The 17,879-nt window shown below is 43.6% G+C and carries 18 protein-coding genes; 9 read left to right on the top strand and 9 right to left on the bottom strand.

Annotation, left to right across the window (positions count from 1 at the left end; all coding sequences use genetic code 11):
• Positions 1–113: 113 nt before the first annotated feature.
• The gene (locus RXV91_RS15025; protein ID WP_316440509.1) at positions 114–890 is read left to right on the top strand and encodes a DUF4422 domain-containing protein; all 777 of its coding nucleotides are present in this window, start codon (positions 114–116) and stop codon (positions 888–890) included.
• 170 nt (positions 891–1,060) lie between these two features.
• Here the strand turns inward: RXV91_RS15025 and RXV91_RS15020 are convergent, their stop codons facing one another.
• Complete coding sequence (locus tag RXV91_RS15020; RefSeq protein WP_316440508.1) at positions 1,061–1,795, bottom strand: helix-turn-helix transcriptional regulator; 735 nt, start codon at positions 1,793–1,795, stop codon at positions 1,061–1,063.
• Between the two features lie 306 nt (positions 1,796–2,101).
• Here RXV91_RS15020 and RXV91_RS15015 point away from each other — a divergent pair, with 306 nt between their 5' ends.
• The gene (locus RXV91_RS15015) at positions 2,102–5,236 is read left to right on the top strand and encodes a lectin-like domain-containing protein (RefSeq protein WP_316440507.1); all 3,135 of its coding nucleotides are present in this window, start codon (positions 2,102–2,104) and stop codon (positions 5,234–5,236) included.
• Between the two features lie 11 nt (positions 5,237–5,247).
• Entirely contained in the window at positions 5,248–5,688 is a 441-nt protein-coding gene (locus RXV91_RS15010) for a MarR family transcriptional regulator (RefSeq protein WP_316440506.1), read from the top strand.
• Positions 5,689–5,775: 87 nt separating this feature from the next.
• On the opposite strand, the gene RXV91_RS15005 is transcribed toward RXV91_RS15010, so the two are convergent.
• Entirely contained in the window at positions 5,776–7,197 is a 1,422-nt protein-coding gene (locus RXV91_RS15005; RefSeq protein WP_316440505.1) for a polysaccharide biosynthesis C-terminal domain-containing protein, read from the bottom strand.
• Positions 7,198–7,632: 435 nt separating this feature from the next.
• Complete coding sequence (locus tag RXV91_RS15000) at positions 7,633–8,301, bottom strand: sugar transferase (RefSeq protein WP_021732378.1); 669 nt, start codon at positions 8,299–8,301, stop codon at positions 7,633–7,635.
• Between the two features lie 496 nt (positions 8,302–8,797).
• Between RXV91_RS15000 and RXV91_RS14995 the strand changes: the two genes are divergently transcribed.
• The gene (locus RXV91_RS14995) at positions 8,798–9,103 is read left to right on the top strand and encodes a hypothetical protein (RefSeq protein WP_021357387.1); all 306 of its coding nucleotides are present in this window, start codon (positions 8,798–8,800) and stop codon (positions 9,101–9,103) included.
• Positions 9,104–9,197: 94 nt separating this feature from the next.
• On the opposite strand, the gene RXV91_RS14990 is transcribed toward RXV91_RS14995, so the two are convergent.
• From RXV91_RS14990 to RXV91_RS14975, 4 genes are all read right to left on the bottom strand, one after another.
• Positions 9,198–9,425: a DUF2922 domain-containing protein gene (locus tag RXV91_RS14990; RefSeq protein ID WP_021357388.1), complete on the bottom strand. Its 228-nt coding sequence runs from the start codon at positions 9,423–9,425 to the stop codon at positions 9,198–9,200.
• Positions 9,426–9,453: 28 nt separating this feature from the next.
• Positions 9,454–9,666, bottom strand: a complete 213-nt coding sequence (locus RXV91_RS14985) for a hypothetical protein (RefSeq protein WP_316440504.1) — start codon at positions 9,664–9,666, stop codon at positions 9,454–9,456.
• Positions 9,667–9,780: 114 nt separating this feature from the next.
• A complete protein-coding gene (locus tag RXV91_RS14980) occupies positions 9,781–9,975 on the bottom strand; it encodes a hypothetical protein (protein WP_316440503.1) in 195 nt (64 codons plus the stop codon).
• 40 nt (positions 9,976–10,015) lie between these two features.
• A complete protein-coding gene (locus RXV91_RS14975; RefSeq protein ID WP_316440502.1) occupies positions 10,016–10,564 on the bottom strand; it encodes a sigma-70 family RNA polymerase sigma factor in 549 nt (182 codons plus the stop codon).
• A gap of 278 nt (positions 10,565–10,842) precedes the next feature.
• On the opposite strand from RXV91_RS14975, the gene RXV91_RS14970 reads away from it, so the two are divergent.
• The 3 genes from RXV91_RS14970 to RXV91_RS14960 all read left to right on the top strand — a co-directional run bounded on the left by RXV91_RS14970 (position 10,843) and on the right by RXV91_RS14960 (position 13,042).
• A complete protein-coding gene (locus RXV91_RS14970; protein ID WP_316440501.1) occupies positions 10,843–11,559 on the top strand; it encodes a hypothetical protein in 717 nt (238 codons plus the stop codon).
• Positions 11,560–11,592: 33 nt separating this feature from the next.
• Positions 11,593–12,396 carry a recombination regulator RecX gene (recX, locus tag RXV91_RS14965; protein WP_316440500.1) on the top strand — a complete coding sequence of 268 codons (804 nt, stop codon included), beginning with the start codon at positions 11,593–11,595 and terminating at the stop codon, positions 12,394–12,396.
• Positions 12,397–12,493: 97 nt separating this feature from the next.
• On the top strand, positions 12,494–13,042 hold the full coding sequence (locus RXV91_RS14960; protein WP_003643214.1) for a DUF402 domain-containing protein: 549 nt from the start codon (positions 12,494–12,496) through the stop codon (positions 13,040–13,042).
• A 219-nt stretch (positions 13,043–13,261) separates the two neighbouring features.
• Here RXV91_RS14960 and RXV91_RS14955 read toward each other — a convergent pair whose 3' ends face one another.
• Positions 13,262–13,993: an NlpC/P60 family protein gene (locus tag RXV91_RS14955; protein ID WP_316440499.1), complete on the bottom strand. Its 732-nt coding sequence runs from the start codon at positions 13,991–13,993 to the stop codon at positions 13,262–13,264.
• A 175-nt stretch (positions 13,994–14,168) separates the two neighbouring features.
• Between RXV91_RS14955 and RXV91_RS14950 the strand changes: the two genes are divergently transcribed.
• Positions 14,169–14,546, top strand: coding sequence for a helix-turn-helix domain-containing protein (locus tag RXV91_RS14950; RefSeq protein WP_021732370.1), 378 nt, complete (start codon positions 14,169–14,171; stop codon positions 14,544–14,546).
• 153 nt (positions 14,547–14,699) lie between these two features.
• The gene (locus RXV91_RS14945; protein ID WP_021732369.1) at positions 14,700–14,894 is read left to right on the top strand and encodes a type II toxin-antitoxin system Phd/YefM family antitoxin; all 195 of its coding nucleotides are present in this window, start codon (positions 14,700–14,702) and stop codon (positions 14,892–14,894) included.
• Positions 14,895–14,999: 105 nt separating this feature from the next.
• Here RXV91_RS14945 and RXV91_RS14940 read toward each other — a convergent pair whose 3' ends face one another.
• Complete coding sequence (locus RXV91_RS14940; RefSeq protein WP_316440498.1) at positions 15,000–17,456, bottom strand: serine hydrolase; 2,457 nt, start codon at positions 17,454–17,456, stop codon at positions 15,000–15,002.
• Positions 17,457–17,879: the final 423 nt, after the last annotated feature.

The following is a 17,879-nucleotide window of genomic DNA, read 5'->3' as shown; positions in this document are numbered from 1 at the left end:
ATGTAGAGATAATTAGTTGGCTTAACAACCACGTGTAAATAATTGCATTATTCAATATTGAATAATTAATCATTGCATGGTGCACAAATTTCATACCAGAGGGGGACTGGAAAATGAAAGTACAAATTTATGTGGCGGCTCATAAGCCGTATCAAATGCCACAAAATTCAGCGTATCGTCCAATTTTTGTGGGGGCTGCGATCCATGGTGCTGTACCACTGAATTATCAACCAGACAATGTTGGTGATAATATTTCAGCTAGCAATCCAAACTTTAACGAGTTAACCGCAATGTATTGGATCTGGAAAAACTGCCATGCGGATATTAAGGGGTTGAATCAATATCGTCGGTACTTAGCCGAAGCACCTAAGCGCAAGTTGGCCGGTATTTTATCAATGGTCGAAATTGAAACGTTATTGCAACAATATGACGTCATCGTACCCAAAAAGCGTCATTATTATATTGAATCTAATTATTCACACTACGTTCATGCACATCATCGTGAACCGCTAGACATGCTGCGAACCGTTATTAGTGAACGCCATGCTGCCTACTTGGACGATTTTGATCAATTGATGAATCAAACCTCAGCCCATATGTTTAATATGATGATTATGTCTGGGTCTAAGTTTGATGCCTATGCCAAGTGGGCCTTTGATATTTTATTTGCTGTGCGTGACCGGATTGATATTGCGGATTACGATGTCCAAGAGGCACGAGTCTTCGGGTACCTGTCAGAGTTTTTACTGGATGTGTGGATTAACCACAATCAGCTAAAGTACGTAGAAGTCCCGGTAATGTATATGGAGAAGCAACAGTTACCAGCGAAAGCGTACAATCTGTTGAAGCGTAAGTTCTTCCCACAGGCCGCCAAGCGAACCCATTTTTAATGTTTGGTAATTAAATATCAACGGTTCTAAAGTGTTGGCAAGCTAATTACTGCGCACTATGAAGCAGTTATAACAATACAGCTTTAGATGGATCAAGTAACGCGTATCGGCAACTGACTGGTACGCGTTTTGCAATGGCATCGGCCATGTTAGGATAACTGATTGACCAGTTATTCATTTTGTAGGCAATTCAATTCGCGATATTTGAGTGGCGATAAGCCAACAGCCTTTTTAAATGTCTTTGAGAAGGTAGGGGTATCATAAAAGTGTAAAATAGACGCAATTTTGCCGACCGATAGCTGACGTTGTAACAGCAAACGCTTGGCTTCCAATAATTTAATATGTTGAATATATGCACTAATTGAAAAGCCAAGTTCCTTTTGGAATAATCTTTGAGTGTAATCATCGTTCAAGTTCAACGTATGCAGCACCTGATGGCTATTAATAAGGTCTTGTGGATGGGCACTGATGTAATAAGCCGTTAAGGCCACTTGTTTTGATAGATTCTGATAAGCAACATGAAAATCAAAGTTGTCTAATAAATTGAAGTAGGTGGTAATGATATCGTTACTTAATAGCCAAAATGTCGATGGTGTACAAGGTGACTTTCTCAGAAAACTAAAGAAATATAATCGCAATTTTAGGAAGTCATTTAGGTTGAGATTGTGGGTATAACTAGCTGCTGTTAAGCTGCCAATTAAGCCCAGTAGAAGTTGATTAAGTATTTCTGCATCAATACAATTTATAGAATGAACTTCTTTAAATTTGTTGACGCGACTAATTGCGTGATCAAAATCACGTGTTTTAAAAAAGTGTATCAGATCATGTTCCAATAATGAGAAATTCAAAATAAATTCTTGCTCGGATGATGAGATACGTAGGGGAGTGAAGCGCGCAATATTCATAATTAGAGACCTTCCATCATAATTATTAAATTTGATATTTTTCAATACAAATCGTCAATTGATAACACAAAATTTATTAAATGCAATTTATTTTTAAGTTGAAAGATGTTACTATCATGATTAATTAAGGTAACAAGGTAACATTAGCATGCTTTTGTAAAAAATCGTGCTATATATTCTGCGTTATCAAAGAGATAATGCTATACTTATCATAAATTCAACTGAGAAACTTTAACTACAATGCCCCATTTTATGCCTATCCTTTCGCACGATTTTTTACAAAATCGTGCGAAAGGATAGGTTTTTATGTTAAAAAAGGATAATTTTGGAGAGCCCAAAACGCACTATAAGCTTTATAAATGTGGGAAAAACTGGGCTGTTATGGGGATTACGCTGGTTTCATTGGGGATAGGTACCATTACCATGACACAAGCCGCTGCCGCAGATACCAAAGTGACGAATAATCCAGCATCCCAGCATGTGACGAGCATTTCTACTGACGAGTCTAAAAGTCATCACACGTCTAGTACTGTGGTTCTTACAGATGATAAGAGAAGTGTTAGTACATTAGCTAATCAAGTCACTAGTGCGAGTGGTGTCAAACAGGTCGTCAGCGCAAGCAGTCAGGAAGCTAATAGTGCCCAAAGGACCAGTCAGGCAACCAGTACCAGTAATCAAGCAACTAATAGTGCCCAAAGTGTTAAGCAGGTAATCAGCACAAGCAGCCAGGAAGCTAATAGTGTCCAAAGTGTTAAGCAAGTGACCAGTGCAAGCAATCAAGAGACTAGTAGTGCCCAAAATACTAGTCGGGTGACCAGTCCCAATAGTCAGAGGGCTAGTAGCGTTAAGATTACCAGTCAGGCAACCAATGCAAGTAGTCAGCACACTAGCAGTACCAAAGGGGTTAGTCAGGCGGGGAGTACAAGTAGTCAGAAGTCTAGCAGTGTTAAAAGCCAAGCCCAATCATTAACGACCACTAACAAAGTGGCTCGTGCTACCTCAACTAATACTAAAAAGAACTCCGCCCAGACAAAAGTATCATATAGCACATTATTGCAGCAGCTTCGTACAAGTAAAGCGTTGGTGTCTGACAAAGCAGCCCTGACCCATGTGGACAAGGACAATTTTCTAGAGTACTTTAGTTTAAACGGATCCGCAACGTATGATTCTAAGACAGGGATTGTAACCATTACGCCTAATCAAAATAATCAAGTTGGTAATTTTTCATTAACTAGTAAGATTGATATGAATAAGAGCTTTACATTAACGGGTCAGGTAAATCTGGGATCTGACCCGAATGGTGCGGATGGGATTGGGTTTGCTTTTCACAGTGGAAATACGACTGATGTGGGAAATGCTGGCGGTAATTTAGGCATTGGTGGATTGCAAGATGCTATCGGGTTCAAGCTAGATACATGGTTCAATAGTTACCAAGCACCATCATCAAATAAAAACGGGAGTGAAATCTCATCAACAGATTCTAATGGTTTTGGTTGGAATGGTGATTCAGCGAGCGCACCGTATGGTACATTCGTCAAGACAAGTAACCAAGAAATTTCGACTACGAATGGGTCTAAAGTACAGCGCTGGTGGGCTCAAGACACAGGAAAGTCGCAGGCATTAAGTAAAGCGGATATTGATGGTCACTTTCATGATTTTGTAGTTAACTATGATGGTGCTACAAGAACGTTAACCGTTAGTTATACACAAGCTAGTGGTAAAGTGTTAACTTGGACGACAACTGTTGATAGTTCTTATCAAGCTATGGCTATGATTGTCAGTGCCTCAACTGGTGCGGCTAAAAATTTACAACAATTTAAGTTGACTAGTTTTGATTTTCAAGAAGCAGCGACTGTGAATGTAAAATATGTTGATACCACTGGACATCAGCTAGCTCAAGGAACGGTTAATTATCCAGATGGGGCAAATGTTAACGGGCGATATACCACTGAGCAATTGGTGATTCCAAATTACAAGTTTGTTAAGATGGACGACGGTTCAGTCACCGGTACAACTAGTTTGGATGCCAATGGTACTTTAACTAATGCGGGTAACAACGGTACTGTCATCTATGTATATGCGCCTGCATATAAGGCTACTGTTAAAACTGTTAATGAAACTATCAATTATGTTGATGAAAGTGGTCATGTGTTGACCAATAAGTACACCGCCAACCCTATCCATATATTGACCGTGACAAATCCGGTGGATGGAACGACGACAACCTATTATTCAACAACTACAACATCGATGGAACTAGATGCGACAACTGGTAAGCCAGTCGATGCCGGATGGATATTGGGTAATAGTCAAGATTTTGATGCAGTTACACATCCGCAAATCAAGGGCTATACAGTAACAAGCACTGATGCACCTAATTCAGATTTGCAGCATGTGGCATCACAGACAATCACTAGTGATTCCAGTGACCTTGAGTTTACCGTCATCTACACTAAGAATGATCCAACCGTGACAACGGAAAGTAAAACGGTCAATGAGACGATTCATTATGTTTATACAGATGGCACCACAGCTCATGATAATTATGTGGCGCAGCCTATCACGTTTACGCGGACTGTATCGACAGATGCCGTTACGGGTGAAAAGACGTACGGCGCTTGGTCGGTAGCACAACAGTTTGCGGCCGTGGACAGTCCAGCAATTAAGGGCTACACACCAGATCAGGGTCAAATTGGTACGCAGACTGTTACCGGTGATTCCAGTGACCTTGAGTTTACCGTCGTGTACACTAAGAATGACCCAACCGTGACAACGGAAAGCAAGACAGTCAATGAAACGATTCATTACGTTTATACAGATGGCACCACAGCCCATGATGACTATGTGGCGCAGCCTATCACGTTTACGCGGACTGTATCGACAGACGCTGTTACAGGTGAAAAGACATACGGGGCTTGGTCGGTAGCACAACGGTTTGCGGCCGTGGACAGTCCAGCAATTAAGGGCTACACACCAGATCAGGATCAAATTAGTACGCAGACTGTTACCGGTGATTCCAGTGACCTTGAATTTACGGTAGTTTATAAGGCTGATAGCACACCAACAAAACCGGTTAAACCGGGACAACCAACAACACCAACAAAACCGGTTAAACCAGGACAACCAACAACACCAACAAAGCCGGTTAAACCAGGACAACCAACGACACCAACAAAGCCGGTCCAACCAGGACAACCAATGACACCAGCAAAACCGGTTAAACCAGGACAGCCAACGGCACCTGCAAAACCAGATCAGTCGATGGCATCTGCTAAGTCGGTTCAAACCGGTCAAACAACAACCACTAAATTTGTGGGTCAACGATTACCACAAACTGATGAAACGGATCAACAACATATGACGCTTAGTGGTTTATTACTATTGGCCATGAGTAGCTTATTAGGTTTCTTGGGTATGGCTAAGCGGCAACGCAAAGAGTAGGGCGGAAGTATATGGCAAATCATCAACAAATCAAGACCCAGTTTGAGAGCTTAGAAACGCTACAATCTATTCAGAAGCAGGTGCACCAGATGTTAACGCAAGGGCTTGCCGCAACCGGCCTTTCCATGCGTGAGTGGGAAATATTAGCCTATCTTGAGCAACATGAGCAAGCTAGTGCTAGTGAACTAGCGGATGCATTTAAGGTTACTCGCACACTAATTTCTAGAAATACTTGGGAACTCATTCAAGATGGTTTGATTCAGCCACAAATTAACCAAACCGATCGACGAATAGTTCGGTTATCATTGACCATTAATGGACAAGAAACTATTCAGCAAGTGACTCGACAAGTGCAAGCAAATTTACAAGCTTTTAATCAAAACTGTGAACTAACCATATTAACGAAACAACTGACACGCTTGAAACGACAATTAATGTCATTAAATAATTAAACAGCAACTCTTAAAAGCCCAACAACGTCAAATAAGTTGTTGGGCTTTTGTAGCCACTAGTAAGTGCTATTGTCGTTGATTGTGAAGCTAATGCAGATAAGTTCGTAATTTGGCCGCATTGTGTAATACAGGCGGTTGTAATAGTAAGAGTAGTCCAAGGTATAGCAAGACACCTACAAAAATTTGCAAACCAAGGTTTAAGTATGAGGCGGTCATGGTGACGTTTAGGCGAAATACGAGAGTGAACATTAATCCGCTGGCAAGTGTGTATTTCCAAATTCCAGTAAACAGAGATTGAGTACGCAAGATATGTCGGGTGACGACTAACTGGTAGCCAGTGACACAAACTTCCGAAATTAAAGTAGCGCACATGGCACCGGCCACGCCCCAAAACCAAATAAGCGGAATGTTGCAAGCGATGTTGACGAGGGCCCCGATAGTGACGGAAATCGTATAGGTCTTAGTCTGCTTAGTCGGTAGCAGAAACTGCTGACCAAGCACGTTGCTCATCCCAATTAGGATGATGACGGGTGCCTCAATCATTAACAGTCGGTCGACTGCCCCAAATGCCCGTCCAAAAAATAGAGGTGCGAGCGTCGTTGCGACCGCTGCCACGCCGAGGGCCATTGGAATCGCAATCGCGAGCACAAAGTCAAAGGACATGTATAAGTATTGTTTGACGCGTTCAAGTTGCTGCTTCATGAAGAGGTTGGCAATGTGGGGCAACATGACTGTTCCAGTCGCTGTCACGAGCGCTAAAACGAGCTTGATCAACTTGTCGGAGTAATCATAAAATCCGGCGGCGGTTAGCGAATCCATTTGCCATAACATGGTCTTATTCAAGGCAAGGTAAACCGTCGTTGCGATTTGTGGCACGAATAATGCTAATGAGGGCCGCAGATGCCGAAAGAGATTCAATTGATGCCAGTTGGGCCGTTCGACACTATGTCGTAAGTATGGCCACAGTGTCAGATTGCCCAAAACTTGTGAGCCCGCTAAAATCAAAATGTAGATTCCGGTATCTTGCCGAGTCTTCACGAATACGAAAATCGCAATCACAGAAGCAATCTTGACGAGCATGTTACGGAGCACGGTTTTCTTGAAATCCTCGAGACCCATAAAGTACCAAGAAATATCAACAGCACCCGCAATAATATAAAATGATTGATAGAAAAAATAAATCTGCAATTGGTGCTCAAAAAAAAGAAAAACTAAAAAGGCAAGATAAGCACAACTGATGGTCAATAACTGTAATATTTCAATTTCCCAAAAAGTTTTTGAGCGTTGCCCTCGATTATCGCGAATAAAGGCAATTTCGCGATTACCATAAATTGTAATACCGACCGTTCCGAACAATAGAAAGTAAGTAATGATCGAATTGGTCGTTGCATTGATACCGACGCCGGTCGGCCCTAAGACCCGTGAGATATACGGGACGGTTAGGAGGGGCGTTAGTAAAATTAAGAGGTTATACCCCGCTGTATAAAAGTAATTCCTTATGATTCGCATGAGTGGCTCCTTGTGGCAGTTAAGCAGGCTAACATCGAATTTCTCAACATTCAATTCATTGTATCACAGCCAATTAGCCGGTTGATAGTGGTTTTAACTGGCTAGGGTTGGCTATTAACAAACTTATTATTTTATAAATTGGAAAGTATTTTTATTGTTAATTAACTGAGGAGCGACATAGTTATATCAACGATAATTAAATTGGGAGACTGGCTTAATACTTGGAGAACCCCAGTGAGTTGTGTTCGCGCAAACTATGGTCAAGGACTGAAAAATTTGGCCGGTAGGGTCGTGGAATTAATGATGATTGCAGGAGAGATGAGATAACTTTGATGGTATGGCGAGCGAATGATGCGTGGTGTGTTCAAATCAATGGTTACAAAAACGCGCAACCAAATTCCCCCTTGAGTTTGGTTGCGCGTTTTGTTTTTATGTTTAATAAGCACCGTTTGGTTTGAACATAATGACCACCGTCTTGAATAGAATGTAGACATCGAAGGCCACACTGCGTTTGGAAATATAGGTCAAATCTAACTTGACCATATCATCAAAACCGACACTATTACGAACAGTTGCTTGCCATAAACCAGTACAACCTGGCTTGACGGCTAACCGTTGTTTGTCATAGTCGGAGTATTCTTCGACTTCTCGTGGCAACGGTGGCCGGGGTCCAACTAAGCTCATCGAGCCTTGGAGGACGTTTAGTAATTGTGGTAGTTCGTCAATGCTATACTTACGGATGAATTTCCCAATCTTAGTGACGCGGGGATCATCTTGCATCTTGAACATGGCACCGTCAATTTCATTATTTTTAAGTAGTTCTTCCAACAATTGGTCGGCGTTGGAAACCATTGAGCGAAATTTATACATCTTGAATGGGGTCTCGCCACGACCCAACCGTGTCTGTGAGTAGAAAACTGAGCCCTTAGGATCTTCAGCTTTAATCGCAATTGCGATAATTAAGAAGAGTGGTGATAAGATGATGAGGCCTAAGAGGCTAGCGACAAAGTCAAACACGCGTTTAACGAACCGATAACCATAACGACGATGCTGACGCCCAGCGTCAATCGTAATCGGTCTGATTTCTCGTTCCTTCAATTCCATAAGTAACACCCTATGCTTCCTTTAAATATTTTCCCCCGTAAATCACAGTCAGATTAATCTATTACTAGTGTTCGGGTTACCGCAAACTGACTATGTATGTACTGTATTGATACAACCTAATGATTATAGTACAAAATAGCTATCAAGTAAACATACTTGATATGATTAACTTGGCGGCATCGTTTAAGTTTATTATAGCAAACATTATGTTAGAGTAAACCAGTATTTAAGTCATAATTGTCGGATGGTTAGTTTTAACTAATTTGACTAGCTACAATTTGGCTAACTATAATTTACCAGCATTTTATCAAGATGCAATTATTAGTAGCCTGAAACGCGATAATAATGACTAAATAAAACGCGTGGTAAAATTAGTTAATGAACAGAATGAGGCCAGGCTCAGTAGTTCAAGTTTCTCACATTCCCCCTAGGTTTTCCCCACCGTTCACGGTACAATTAAACCAGAGCTCAAATTCAAGTGAAAAGGATGTCCGACATGAATGACGATTGGATCACGGTTTTTCCCGCGGATTATAATAATTCGTACCACTTAATTTTGAAACGGGGGACGGCCCATTTTGCGTACTACTACTTTAAGGTCGATAAGTTAGATCAGCGGGTCATTTTCTATGATGATATTGAGCGTAGCGGCATTTCAATCAAAACCCAAATTACGCGGACGTTTATGCGGGCACTCGTCAAAGCGATTGATTGGCATCCGGTCGGTAATAGCATTATTATCGAGATTTATCCAGTTGATCGCAATGAGACTAGGGCAATCCGGCTTTCTTGTGATATCTAGCGCCGAACGTGGTGCCATAAGCTAACTGAATAATAATAAAAAAATCCCCGGTCAGCAATTGACCGGGGATTCTTGTAATAGCAGGTAACGCGGATTAAGCCTTTGGTGCGGTGATAATTGGTGTTTCGATGGTTTCAACGTACTTGGCGGCGAGTGGTTCGGCAACGAGGTTCTCGCCGTCCTTAACGAACAGCTTCGTGGCTGCTAGATCCGCCATGGCTTTGCTAACGACATCCTTACTCAAGTTATCGTTGGCGTAGTGTAACTTCAAGTGGTGAACCTTGTTAGTACTGGTCTTAAAGCTTAAGTCTAAAGTTTTCATGGACGTTTCCTCCTATATTATGAGTGTGTTAAGCAACGGGTTGTGGATCGTAGCGGTAGGCGTTGACCAAGTTAGCGGCCATGAATTGATCGCCCGTCAAGACTTCAACGACCTTACCAAAAGCAGCGAGTTGTTCGTCAGTCGCGTCTTGGACGATGCCGTTAAACGTTTGTTTACGTTGTTCGTCCAATTCCGTTGTCGTTTGAACTGTCAGGGTAGCTTTTAACCAAGTTTTAGTCATGATGAGTTCCTCCTCGAATTTTGTGGTGGTAGGCTGGCCAGCTTACATTAATACAGACGGCTGAGCCTGTCGATTTGTGCACCGTTTGACTAAATTTTTTTGACTGGTGAGTGTTTAGTCGGCAAACTCTGTGACAATTTGGACAGTAATACTGATGATTGTGTCAGTAAATAGTGGGCGGAGGGCAGCGATTAGAATGGTGAGATCAGCGTCCGTCAGTTCTTGACCAGCGGACCAGTGTTGATGCGCCTGATGTTGTTTGGTATCAGTTGTTGTAATGATGAGGTGTGTGTTCATCCAATTATGCATATTACGCTCCTTTCGTATTGAGCAAACATCGGTTTTGGCATTAGTTATTGGCTTGTTGCTGATAGAGTTGGTGAGCTTTAGTGAGTAAGCGGGTTCGCCAGTTATAGACGGTCCGACGACTGACTTGATGGCGGTGCATGATACTTGCAACCGACTGTTCTTCCAGAAAAAATTCAGTAAGATAAATACGTTCACCCGGACGACATTGTGCTAAGAGTTCCGTTAATAATGCGGCTAATTGCCAATGGATCTCTTGATCAGCCATCGGGTCAATGGCGATGGGCAGGGCGTGCTCCAGCTTGACCTGCGATTGTGTCCGCAAAGTTTGTTTACGCAAATAGTCAACGGTCCGCCACTTGATGCGTCGAAAAGCAAATTTACGAAAGTCTACCAAGTTGGCAGGCAGTTCTGGCTCATAGTTCTGATAGGCGGCTAGCCAGGTCAGATGCGCCACGGTAACGCAATCTTCAAATTGCGGATGATATTTGGTCACGTGTGCGGCCTTCAAAGCGCCATACAACAGACGTTGGTGTTCAGGTTTTGCGAGCAGGTCAAAGGCAACTTGATTATCAAAACGATCAGCGTGCATTGAAATAACCTCATTTTATCGTTAATTTCCTTGGCCAAGGTTGAGTCTAGTTTAGTGGGTGGTCGGCAAACGTGCAGGTGGTGAAAATGGGCTGAAAAGTGACGATTTGTTTTCATTATTAATGTTCCGGTTAGATTTGAGCGATTCGCCAACCAAGTGCTTTCCTAGATTGTATGTAATTGTTATGATGTGATTAATCTAATTAACCGCGAACGGGCGGGGGCGTTCAGCTGGTGAATGTTAGAGAAAATACTTATCTCTAGGGGGCTTTACCACCTATGACCCAAAATATTGACGATCCGCATCACGTTAACTCTTTTTGGCATCTCGAATCTGGTACTTGGGACACCCGACAGCCACAGCGATTATTACCAATAGCTAAGCGTTCAGATATTGATATAATCGACGTGCTGGAGACAATTTTTCTGCTTGACATTAAACACTTGGCATGCGCCGAGAATACCTTGATTTTTGACCGTCAACGGGGACTGATTAAGACTAAGCTGACAACGCGACAAATCATGATGACTTATGCAGTCCAACTAGGCTTTTCTGGGACCCAACTAATTAAGCGACTGGCCAGTCAGTTAGGACTATCGATGCATAAACTACCGGTGATTCATGGTGCTGCCATCTTGATGCCGTTAGGAACGGCTAAACGAGGAACGACCAGTTGGTATAATCGGCATTATTTAGCGCATATCGAAGACCAAGGCTTTATGACTGACTTGATTTATGACGGTCCCATCACGGTTCGCGTCGATGCGAGCAAGCGGGTCGTTACTCGTCAATTGGCTAAGGCGGGGCAACTGCAACTAGCAGTTCAGGAACACCATCGCCGCCGCGCAGTCCCAAATCAGTCATCACCGACCGTATTGGATACGGATCAAGCGATGATGCAGTCATACACCGATCAGGTCTTAAAACATTATGGAATTTTAGCACTGCCTGGGGAAATTAGTTGGTTGACTCGGCAGTTTTTCGGTAAACTATAATCGTGATGATTAAATGAGAGGAGGGTGATGTCCGTGACGAAGAAAGTGACGAAAATCGTAGCCCAGAAACGTGCGGGGCGCTACAACATATACTTAGACGAGCAGTATGCTTTTCCAATCAGTGAGTCAGTGATGATCAAGTTCCGTGTTTTCAAGGGCATGGAAGTTGATGAACAACTACAAGCGGCAATGATTGCGGCTGACGATGTATCCAAGGCTTATACGCGCGCATTAGATTATTTATCACATCAATTGCGGACGGAGAAGGAAGTCCATGACAAGCTGCGGGATGAAGAGATCGACGAAACGGTGATTGACGCGACGATGCAACAATTACGCGAGTTACGGTTATTGAATGATCAACAGTATGCTGATGCCTTTGTACGGACGGCTAAACGAACTAGTGACAAGGGCCCACGTGTGATTCGGCAAAATTTGCGGCAAAAAGGCGTTGGTGAGCAGTTGATTGATGACGCCCTCACTGGGCAATTTAGTCCTGAAGAACAAGTTGATAACGCCAGTGAACTAGCGCGCAAGTTGGCTAAACGCTATCACCGGCAAGCCTTCAAGACGATGCAACAAAAAGTTCGTCAAGGAATGATGACGAAGGGGTTTGACAACGATACGATTACGGCGGCGATTGCTAGCCTAGAATTGCAACCGGATGAAGATGAACAGTGGACCGCCCTTGTGACGCAGGGCCAGAAGTTGTGGCAACGTAATCGCAAGTATGCTTTTCGTGAACGCACGATGCGTACTAAGCGAAGCCTGTTTCAAAAGGGTTTTATGATGGATGACATCAATCGATTTATCGACGAACAAGTCGCGGATGAGTGAAAAGGTTGAATTACCTGCCCGCACGCTATAAAAATCTGGTATAATGTTTAATGAAATTCGATGAAAATTTACCCTCAAGTTAGAAAGTTGGGTTAATATGGCGCGCGAGGCTAAAGGACCTAAGGAAGGCGACTTCATTACGATCAAAAGCTATAAGCACGACGGAAGTTTACATCGAACTTGGCGCGATACAATGGTACTCAAAACAAGCGAGAACGTACTAATTGGTTGTAACGATCACACACTGGTTACCGAAGATGATGGCCGCCGGTGGGTGACGCGGGAACCTGCCATCGTTTATTTTCATAAGCATTATTGGTTTAATATCGTGGCGATGATTCGCGATAACGGCGTTTCATACTATTGCAACTTAGCATCACCATACGTGTTAGATAAAGAGGCTTTGAAGTACATCGATTACGATCTGGATGTTAAAGTCTTTCCTGATGGTGAGCGGCGGTTGTTAGATGTGGATGAGTACGAAGAACACGGTGCCCAATGGCGATATTCAGCTGATACTGATCGCATTTTAAAAGCAAATGTGAAAGTATTGGTTGATTGGATTAAAAACAAAAAGGGCCCGTTTTCGCAAGACTACATCGATATCTGGTATAGTCGCTATCAAGAATTATCACGTCGGCAATAGTTCTGTTGACGGTCTGTCAGCGGCGTAATTAAAGTACTAAAGGGAGTGCCCCTACGGTGGGGTGCTCCTTTTGTGTTGGTTCGGTCATCTTTAGGGATGTTGATTAAAGTGATTAACTGACCGTCACAGTTGACACAGTTTGCTATAATTAAGAAAATAAAAAATGGCCCACAAGCAGCGCTTGCGAGTCATTGGGGAAAACTTGAAGTATCAATATAATTAAGCACCGAAGTTGACCGGACGTGAATAACCGACGGCATGCCACCAAGGAACATAGACTTTTTCATTCTTAACGCCATTATCTTGGGCATCAATCATCTTTCCACCACCGACATAGATGCCGACGTGTGAAATCGAGCCAGTATTACTGCCGAAAAATACGAGATCACCCTTTTGAGCGCGTTGCTTAGAAATCTTGGGATACTGACGGTATTGCGCTTGCGCGATCCGCGGCAGGGTCTTTTGGGCCGCTTGTTGGAAGACGTATTTGGTATAACCAGAACAATCGAAGGTGTTTGGACCGACTGCACCGTAAACATAGCGATGACCAAGCTTAGACTTGGCGACGTTGTAGAGGTTGGTGAAGGAGCGGGTGCTCTTCTTAACGGAACCGGTCTTGACCCAGCCCCGAACGCGGTTATTCGCACTCGTGATGAAATAATAATTAGCGGTCGTACGATTGGCTAAGCGGACTTGCCGTTGTTGGGTAACAAACCAAGTTGGATTGCCGTAACGACGGAGCGTACCGAGATTTTTGATTTTGAGATTGTTAGTTGCGCCACTCATATTATAAAGCCCACCCTGTGGATTTTTAGTAAGGTAGGCGCTTCGTGTGACGGTCGTGGTTTTGATGATACGATTGGTTGCTTGGGCATCGACGTTCGGCGCTTGCCAAAGTCCAATTGCGATGCCTAAAATAGTAACAATCAGTGCGATAAGGCGTTGTCTCATATGTAGTTCCTCCCCGAAATTCCCCGTGTCCATTCCATTCATTAACGCTGACCTTATCATAAGCGGTCATTGTGACAAAGCTGTTGCAAATGGATTGCGGTTCGATTAAGTAATGTCAACAGCTTGAGTGAATTAATAATAATTGATGAGATTTTGATTGATAGGAGTGACGAAGATGGCTTTTTTGAAGATTGATAATGGTGAACTACTTAAAAACATTCGGCAGTTTGCCAAGAAGAATGGGCTCACCTTAGCGGAAGTCGCAACCTTAGCGGGGTTGAGCGCGAGTGCCATCTATAGTTGGAAAAAACACACGCCGTCAGTGGGCACGCTTAAAGAAGTGGCCCAAGTGCTCGGTACGAGTTATACCAAGTTGGTTGGTAAGGATAAAGAACCGACTGCCAAGACTACGAATGCTGCGGCGGTCGATCTGAAAAAAGTAGTTGAAAACAAGAAAAATCAGTTTGAATATGACGGCCAGCCAATTACTAATGAACAGATGAAAATCATTCGCAACGTCTTGAAATCAATGTTCAAGACCCCGCGACTTTAATTTTAAGTAAAACTCGGTTCTTTTAGGTGCAACTGGGACCTGCTTAGTGTAAAATATTGCTCAGTTACTCGAATAATTGCTAGCAGCGCTTGACGGTTTTAGACGAATGGTGCACAATGGCAACAATTATGGAACGAATTGGGAGATGGGCGTATGAAAAAAGTTACTACCGCATTAGCAAAAAAGAATATCAACCAGTTGTTAACGATTGTTAATCAAAGCCACGATACCATTGAGGTGGAAAATCCCAATACCCAAGATTCGGCGGTGATGGTTAGTATGAAGGACTGGTTACAGATTGTTAGTCAATTAGCCAAAACGAATCATCATGATATGGAATTTAGTTAAATCAATCAAGCGAACTAACTTAACATCAGCAGGTTGGTTGTTAGTCCGATAATTTTAAAAAGGCATCGTCGACAGTGATTGTCGATGATGCCTTTTCAGTATGGGTTAAAGCGTTGCGGCTTGTGTTAAGATTTGCTCGATTTGGCCACCAATTGTATTCATAGTCGCCCATTTTGCTTGATTGGCAAAGAAGATCATCGTAATTTTACTATTATTAGAACCGACGTAAAGGCTGTACAAATTGTTATCGGCACCGCCGATGCGAATTGTCCCGTCATTTCGGTAGTAGATCCCGCCGGAATAAGTTGGCTGCAGCTTGTTAGCCAGTTCTTGGAAGCCTGTTGGTGTCACTAATTGACCATCGACCAGGTTATGAATGAAGGTGTAGAAGTCGCCAACACTAGCATATAAATTACCACAACCAAGTTCACTGGACAGTAAATTAGTTGAAATTGACCGAGGAACCGAAGCCCCGTTGCTAAAAGTGTAGGGCAACGGATGAACCGCGGTGGCTGGGACTTGGTTATAAACGAACGTATGTTGCAGATTGAGTGGCTTCAAGATGTCTGCTTGGACGTTAGCACTGAATGATTGGCCCGTCAGTTGGTCAACGATCCCAGCCAATAATGTGAAATTGGCATTAGAATAAGACCAATGATGTTGATTAGTCGAAGTCAGGTGGTTCAACGTGAAGGCGACAGCCTGTTGATCATCAGTTAACGCTTGTGCTGGTACTGGCTCGCCCATTTGAATGCCTGAAGTGTGGTCAAGTAATTGCCGAATCGTAATCGACTGGGCATAAGGGACTTGGGGGTAAAAGTGATCCAAGGTAGTGTTCATCGTCAGTTTACCTTCGTTAATTAGTCGTTGAATAACTGCTCCTGTCACTGATTTTTCTAGTGAAGCCAGGGGATAGGATTCATCGGCAGTATTGGCAATGCGTTGATTCAAATCAGCTGAGCCAAAGGTTAAGGTCTTAACACCCGCTGGCCCATTATTTGTGACGAGTAGGGTTCCCATGAAATGATTAGTGGTCATGAGTTGATTAATTGCCTGTAACGCTTGCTGCGCCGTATATTTGGGTGCTGGCGTGGCACTGGCTTGATTATTTGCCGAGGTACCAGTTGAGTGGGGACGACTTGATGTCGCAGCTGAGGAAGACAACTGTGCGTTGGTTGCTCCAGCGGTTTGCGTAGTTGTTTGAGCGGTACTGGCATTGGATGGGTAACGCATGCCTTGGGGATGGCTCGAAGCTGGTGGAACGGTGGCCGGGCTAGCAGCTGAAACGGAATCTTTAGTATTAATGTTTATGGCTGACGCAGAAGTCTGAGTGCTAGCGTTAATAGTTGCATTTGAATGTTGCTGATCGTCTTGACTAACCGGTACGTTAGATGTCGGGGGAATCTGCCGCACCACTTGTGACGGTTTGGTGACACCAATATTGGATTTAGTGGGTACTTGACTGGTGGCGGTCACGGTGGTCACAGTATGACTGACGTGATCAGCCGGTGTTGCCAAGGGTACCGGACTAGCGACGTGGTTATCATGGATTGGTTGTTGCGTATTCGTGGTTGCTGTTGTGTTCGTTGGTTTTATAGCGGGGGGTGCGGAACTAACCGTTGCGGTAAACTTCTGGTTGGATCGAACCATTGTCGCTGGGGATGTTGACTGTGGTACTCGTATCGGTTGTGTGTCGCCGTGCACCTGTGTTTGTTGGGCATTTGGGATATTAGTAGGAGCTAGCTTAGCTGGTGTCGTTTTGATGACTGAAGTGTGTCGCGGCGCTGAGACCGCAGTGTTTTTATCAATGTATCGGGATTTAACGTTGGTGGTTGTCATTGTTTGACTCTTGGTAGTCGTGTTCAGTTTTGCCAGTGTCGGTGCTTTGACAGTTTTTGTGAGCGCCTGACGTTGACCACTTTTTGATTGGAACCTTGCCTTAGTTAATCGCTGTTTTGGACGTGATTTAGCTGTCGTAAGCTGGGATTGCCTATTAGTGATTGGTAGCCGCGCGTGAAAGCCATGGTTGCCGATAATCTGGAAGTAGTGCTCATGAGTTGTCCAGACGATCTTGCCGATACGTAGATGTAGCTGCTTAAACTGTTGGCTGCTAAAGCGGTGTTTTATTGCCAATTGCAACTTACGGTTGGTAAGGTGTGGCCACGTAGCCGAATTTGTTGACGATATTAAAGCCGGCTTTGCTACGTGGTTGCGGGTGATTTTTAATGGGCGTGTTGTTGAATGAATCGTAGCCGGGATTACAGTGTTGGCAGCAATCCAACCACCGTAGTGGCCAATGATGATCTGCAAGTAATCACCGCCAATTCCACGTTGTTGCCGACTGATCTTAAAAGTTGTGGCCGTTAAACGGCGTGTGAAGTGGCCACGACGTAACTGTTGCCGATTAATTGGTAATCGAGGATAGATCGTGACCCCATGGTTGGCACGGAGGTGACCATAAGTCGGCTTCGTTGTGGCCAGCACTGGTTGAGCTAGTGCACCGCTACTGAGGCTGATCAAGGCCAATAGGGTGGTTACGGATAATCGATTTTTTAACGTCAAAGCAATTCCCCCTTTTAGTTGCCCATTAATATAAAACGGGGGAGCGTGGTTTGCACGTTTTTTCGAATTGGCGGTAAATTTCCTAACATGTTTTGGTAGGGACCGGTGTTTCTTAAGTTAACGTTGTTTTAAAGGGCGCCCTAATAAAAACCGGTTAGCGAGTATTGAGCTCGGTAACCGGTTAGAATAATCATATGCATTGAACTAGTTATTGTTTAGTGTGAATCGTGGTTAAAAGATGTCGTTGTTAGATTACTGTTTGTCAGCAATGCGCGTCCTAGGCTGACTTCCGGGGCTGGGGGCTAATTGCTGGAACGTAGCCGACGTCGATTTGAGCTAACGCCCAACCCGCGTCATCTCAAATACGAGTCTTATTCTAAGCCGGAAGAAATTCACTTCCAGCTAAGAATAATTTGGCTACTG

This window comes from Lactiplantibacillus sp. DA1 (assembly GCF_032681335.1).
GTDB lineage: Bacteria > Bacillota > Bacilli > Lactobacillales > Lactobacillaceae > Lactiplantibacillus.
Note: the sequence above shows the minus strand (reverse complement) of the source record. Positions and strands in the feature narration are given on the sequence as shown.

Bases quoted from the DNA above. Each gene is read 5' to 3' on its own strand.
- RXV91_RS15025 (WP_316440509.1), top strand. From the start codon at position 114: ATGAAAGTACAAATTTATGTGGCGGCTCATAAGCCGTATCAAATGCCA.
- RXV91_RS15020 (WP_316440508.1), bottom strand. From the start codon at position 1,795: ATGAATATTGCGCGCTTCACTCCCCTACGTATCTCATCATCCGAGCAA.
- RXV91_RS15015 (WP_316440507.1), top strand. From the start codon at position 2,102: ATGTTAAAAAAGGATAATTTTGGAGAGCCCAAAACGCACTATAAGCTT.
- RXV91_RS15010 (WP_316440506.1), top strand. From the start codon at position 5,248: ATGGCAAATCATCAACAAATCAAGACCCAGTTTGAGAGCTTAGAAACG.
- RXV91_RS15005 (WP_316440505.1), bottom strand. From the start codon at position 7,197: ATGCGAATCATAAGGAATTACTTTTATACAGCGGGGTATAACCTCTTA.
- RXV91_RS15000 (WP_021732378.1), bottom strand. From the start codon at position 8,301: ATGGAATTGAAGGAACGAGAAATCAGACCGATTACGATTGACGCTGGG.
- RXV91_RS14995 (WP_021357387.1), top strand. From the start codon at position 8,798: ATGAATGACGATTGGATCACGGTTTTTCCCGCGGATTATAATAATTCG.
- RXV91_RS14990 (WP_021357388.1), bottom strand. From the start codon at position 9,425: ATGAAAACTTTAGACTTAAGCTTTAAGACCAGTACTAACAAGGTTCAC.
- RXV91_RS14985 (WP_316440504.1), bottom strand. From the start codon at position 9,666: ATGACTAAAACTTGGTTAAAAGCTACCCTGACAGTTCAAACGACAACG.
- RXV91_RS14980 (WP_316440503.1), bottom strand. From the start codon at position 9,975: ATGCATAATTGGATGAACACACACCTCATCATTACAACAACTGATACC.
- RXV91_RS14975 (WP_316440502.1), bottom strand. From the start codon at position 10,564: ATGCACGCTGATCGTTTTGATAATCAAGTTGCCTTTGACCTGCTCGCA.
- RXV91_RS14970 (WP_316440501.1), top strand. From the start codon at position 10,843: ATGACCCAAAATATTGACGATCCGCATCACGTTAACTCTTTTTGGCAT.
- RXV91_RS14960 (WP_003643214.1), top strand. From the start codon at position 12,494: ATGGCGCGCGAGGCTAAAGGACCTAAGGAAGGCGACTTCATTACGATC.
- RXV91_RS14955 (WP_316440499.1), bottom strand. From the start codon at position 13,993: ATGAGACAACGCCTTATCGCACTGATTGTTACTATTTTAGGCATCGCA.
- RXV91_RS14950 (WP_021732370.1), top strand. From the start codon at position 14,169: ATGGCTTTTTTGAAGATTGATAATGGTGAACTACTTAAAAACATTCGG.
- RXV91_RS14945 (WP_021732369.1), top strand. From the start codon at position 14,700: ATGAAAAAAGTTACTACCGCATTAGCAAAAAAGAATATCAACCAGTTG.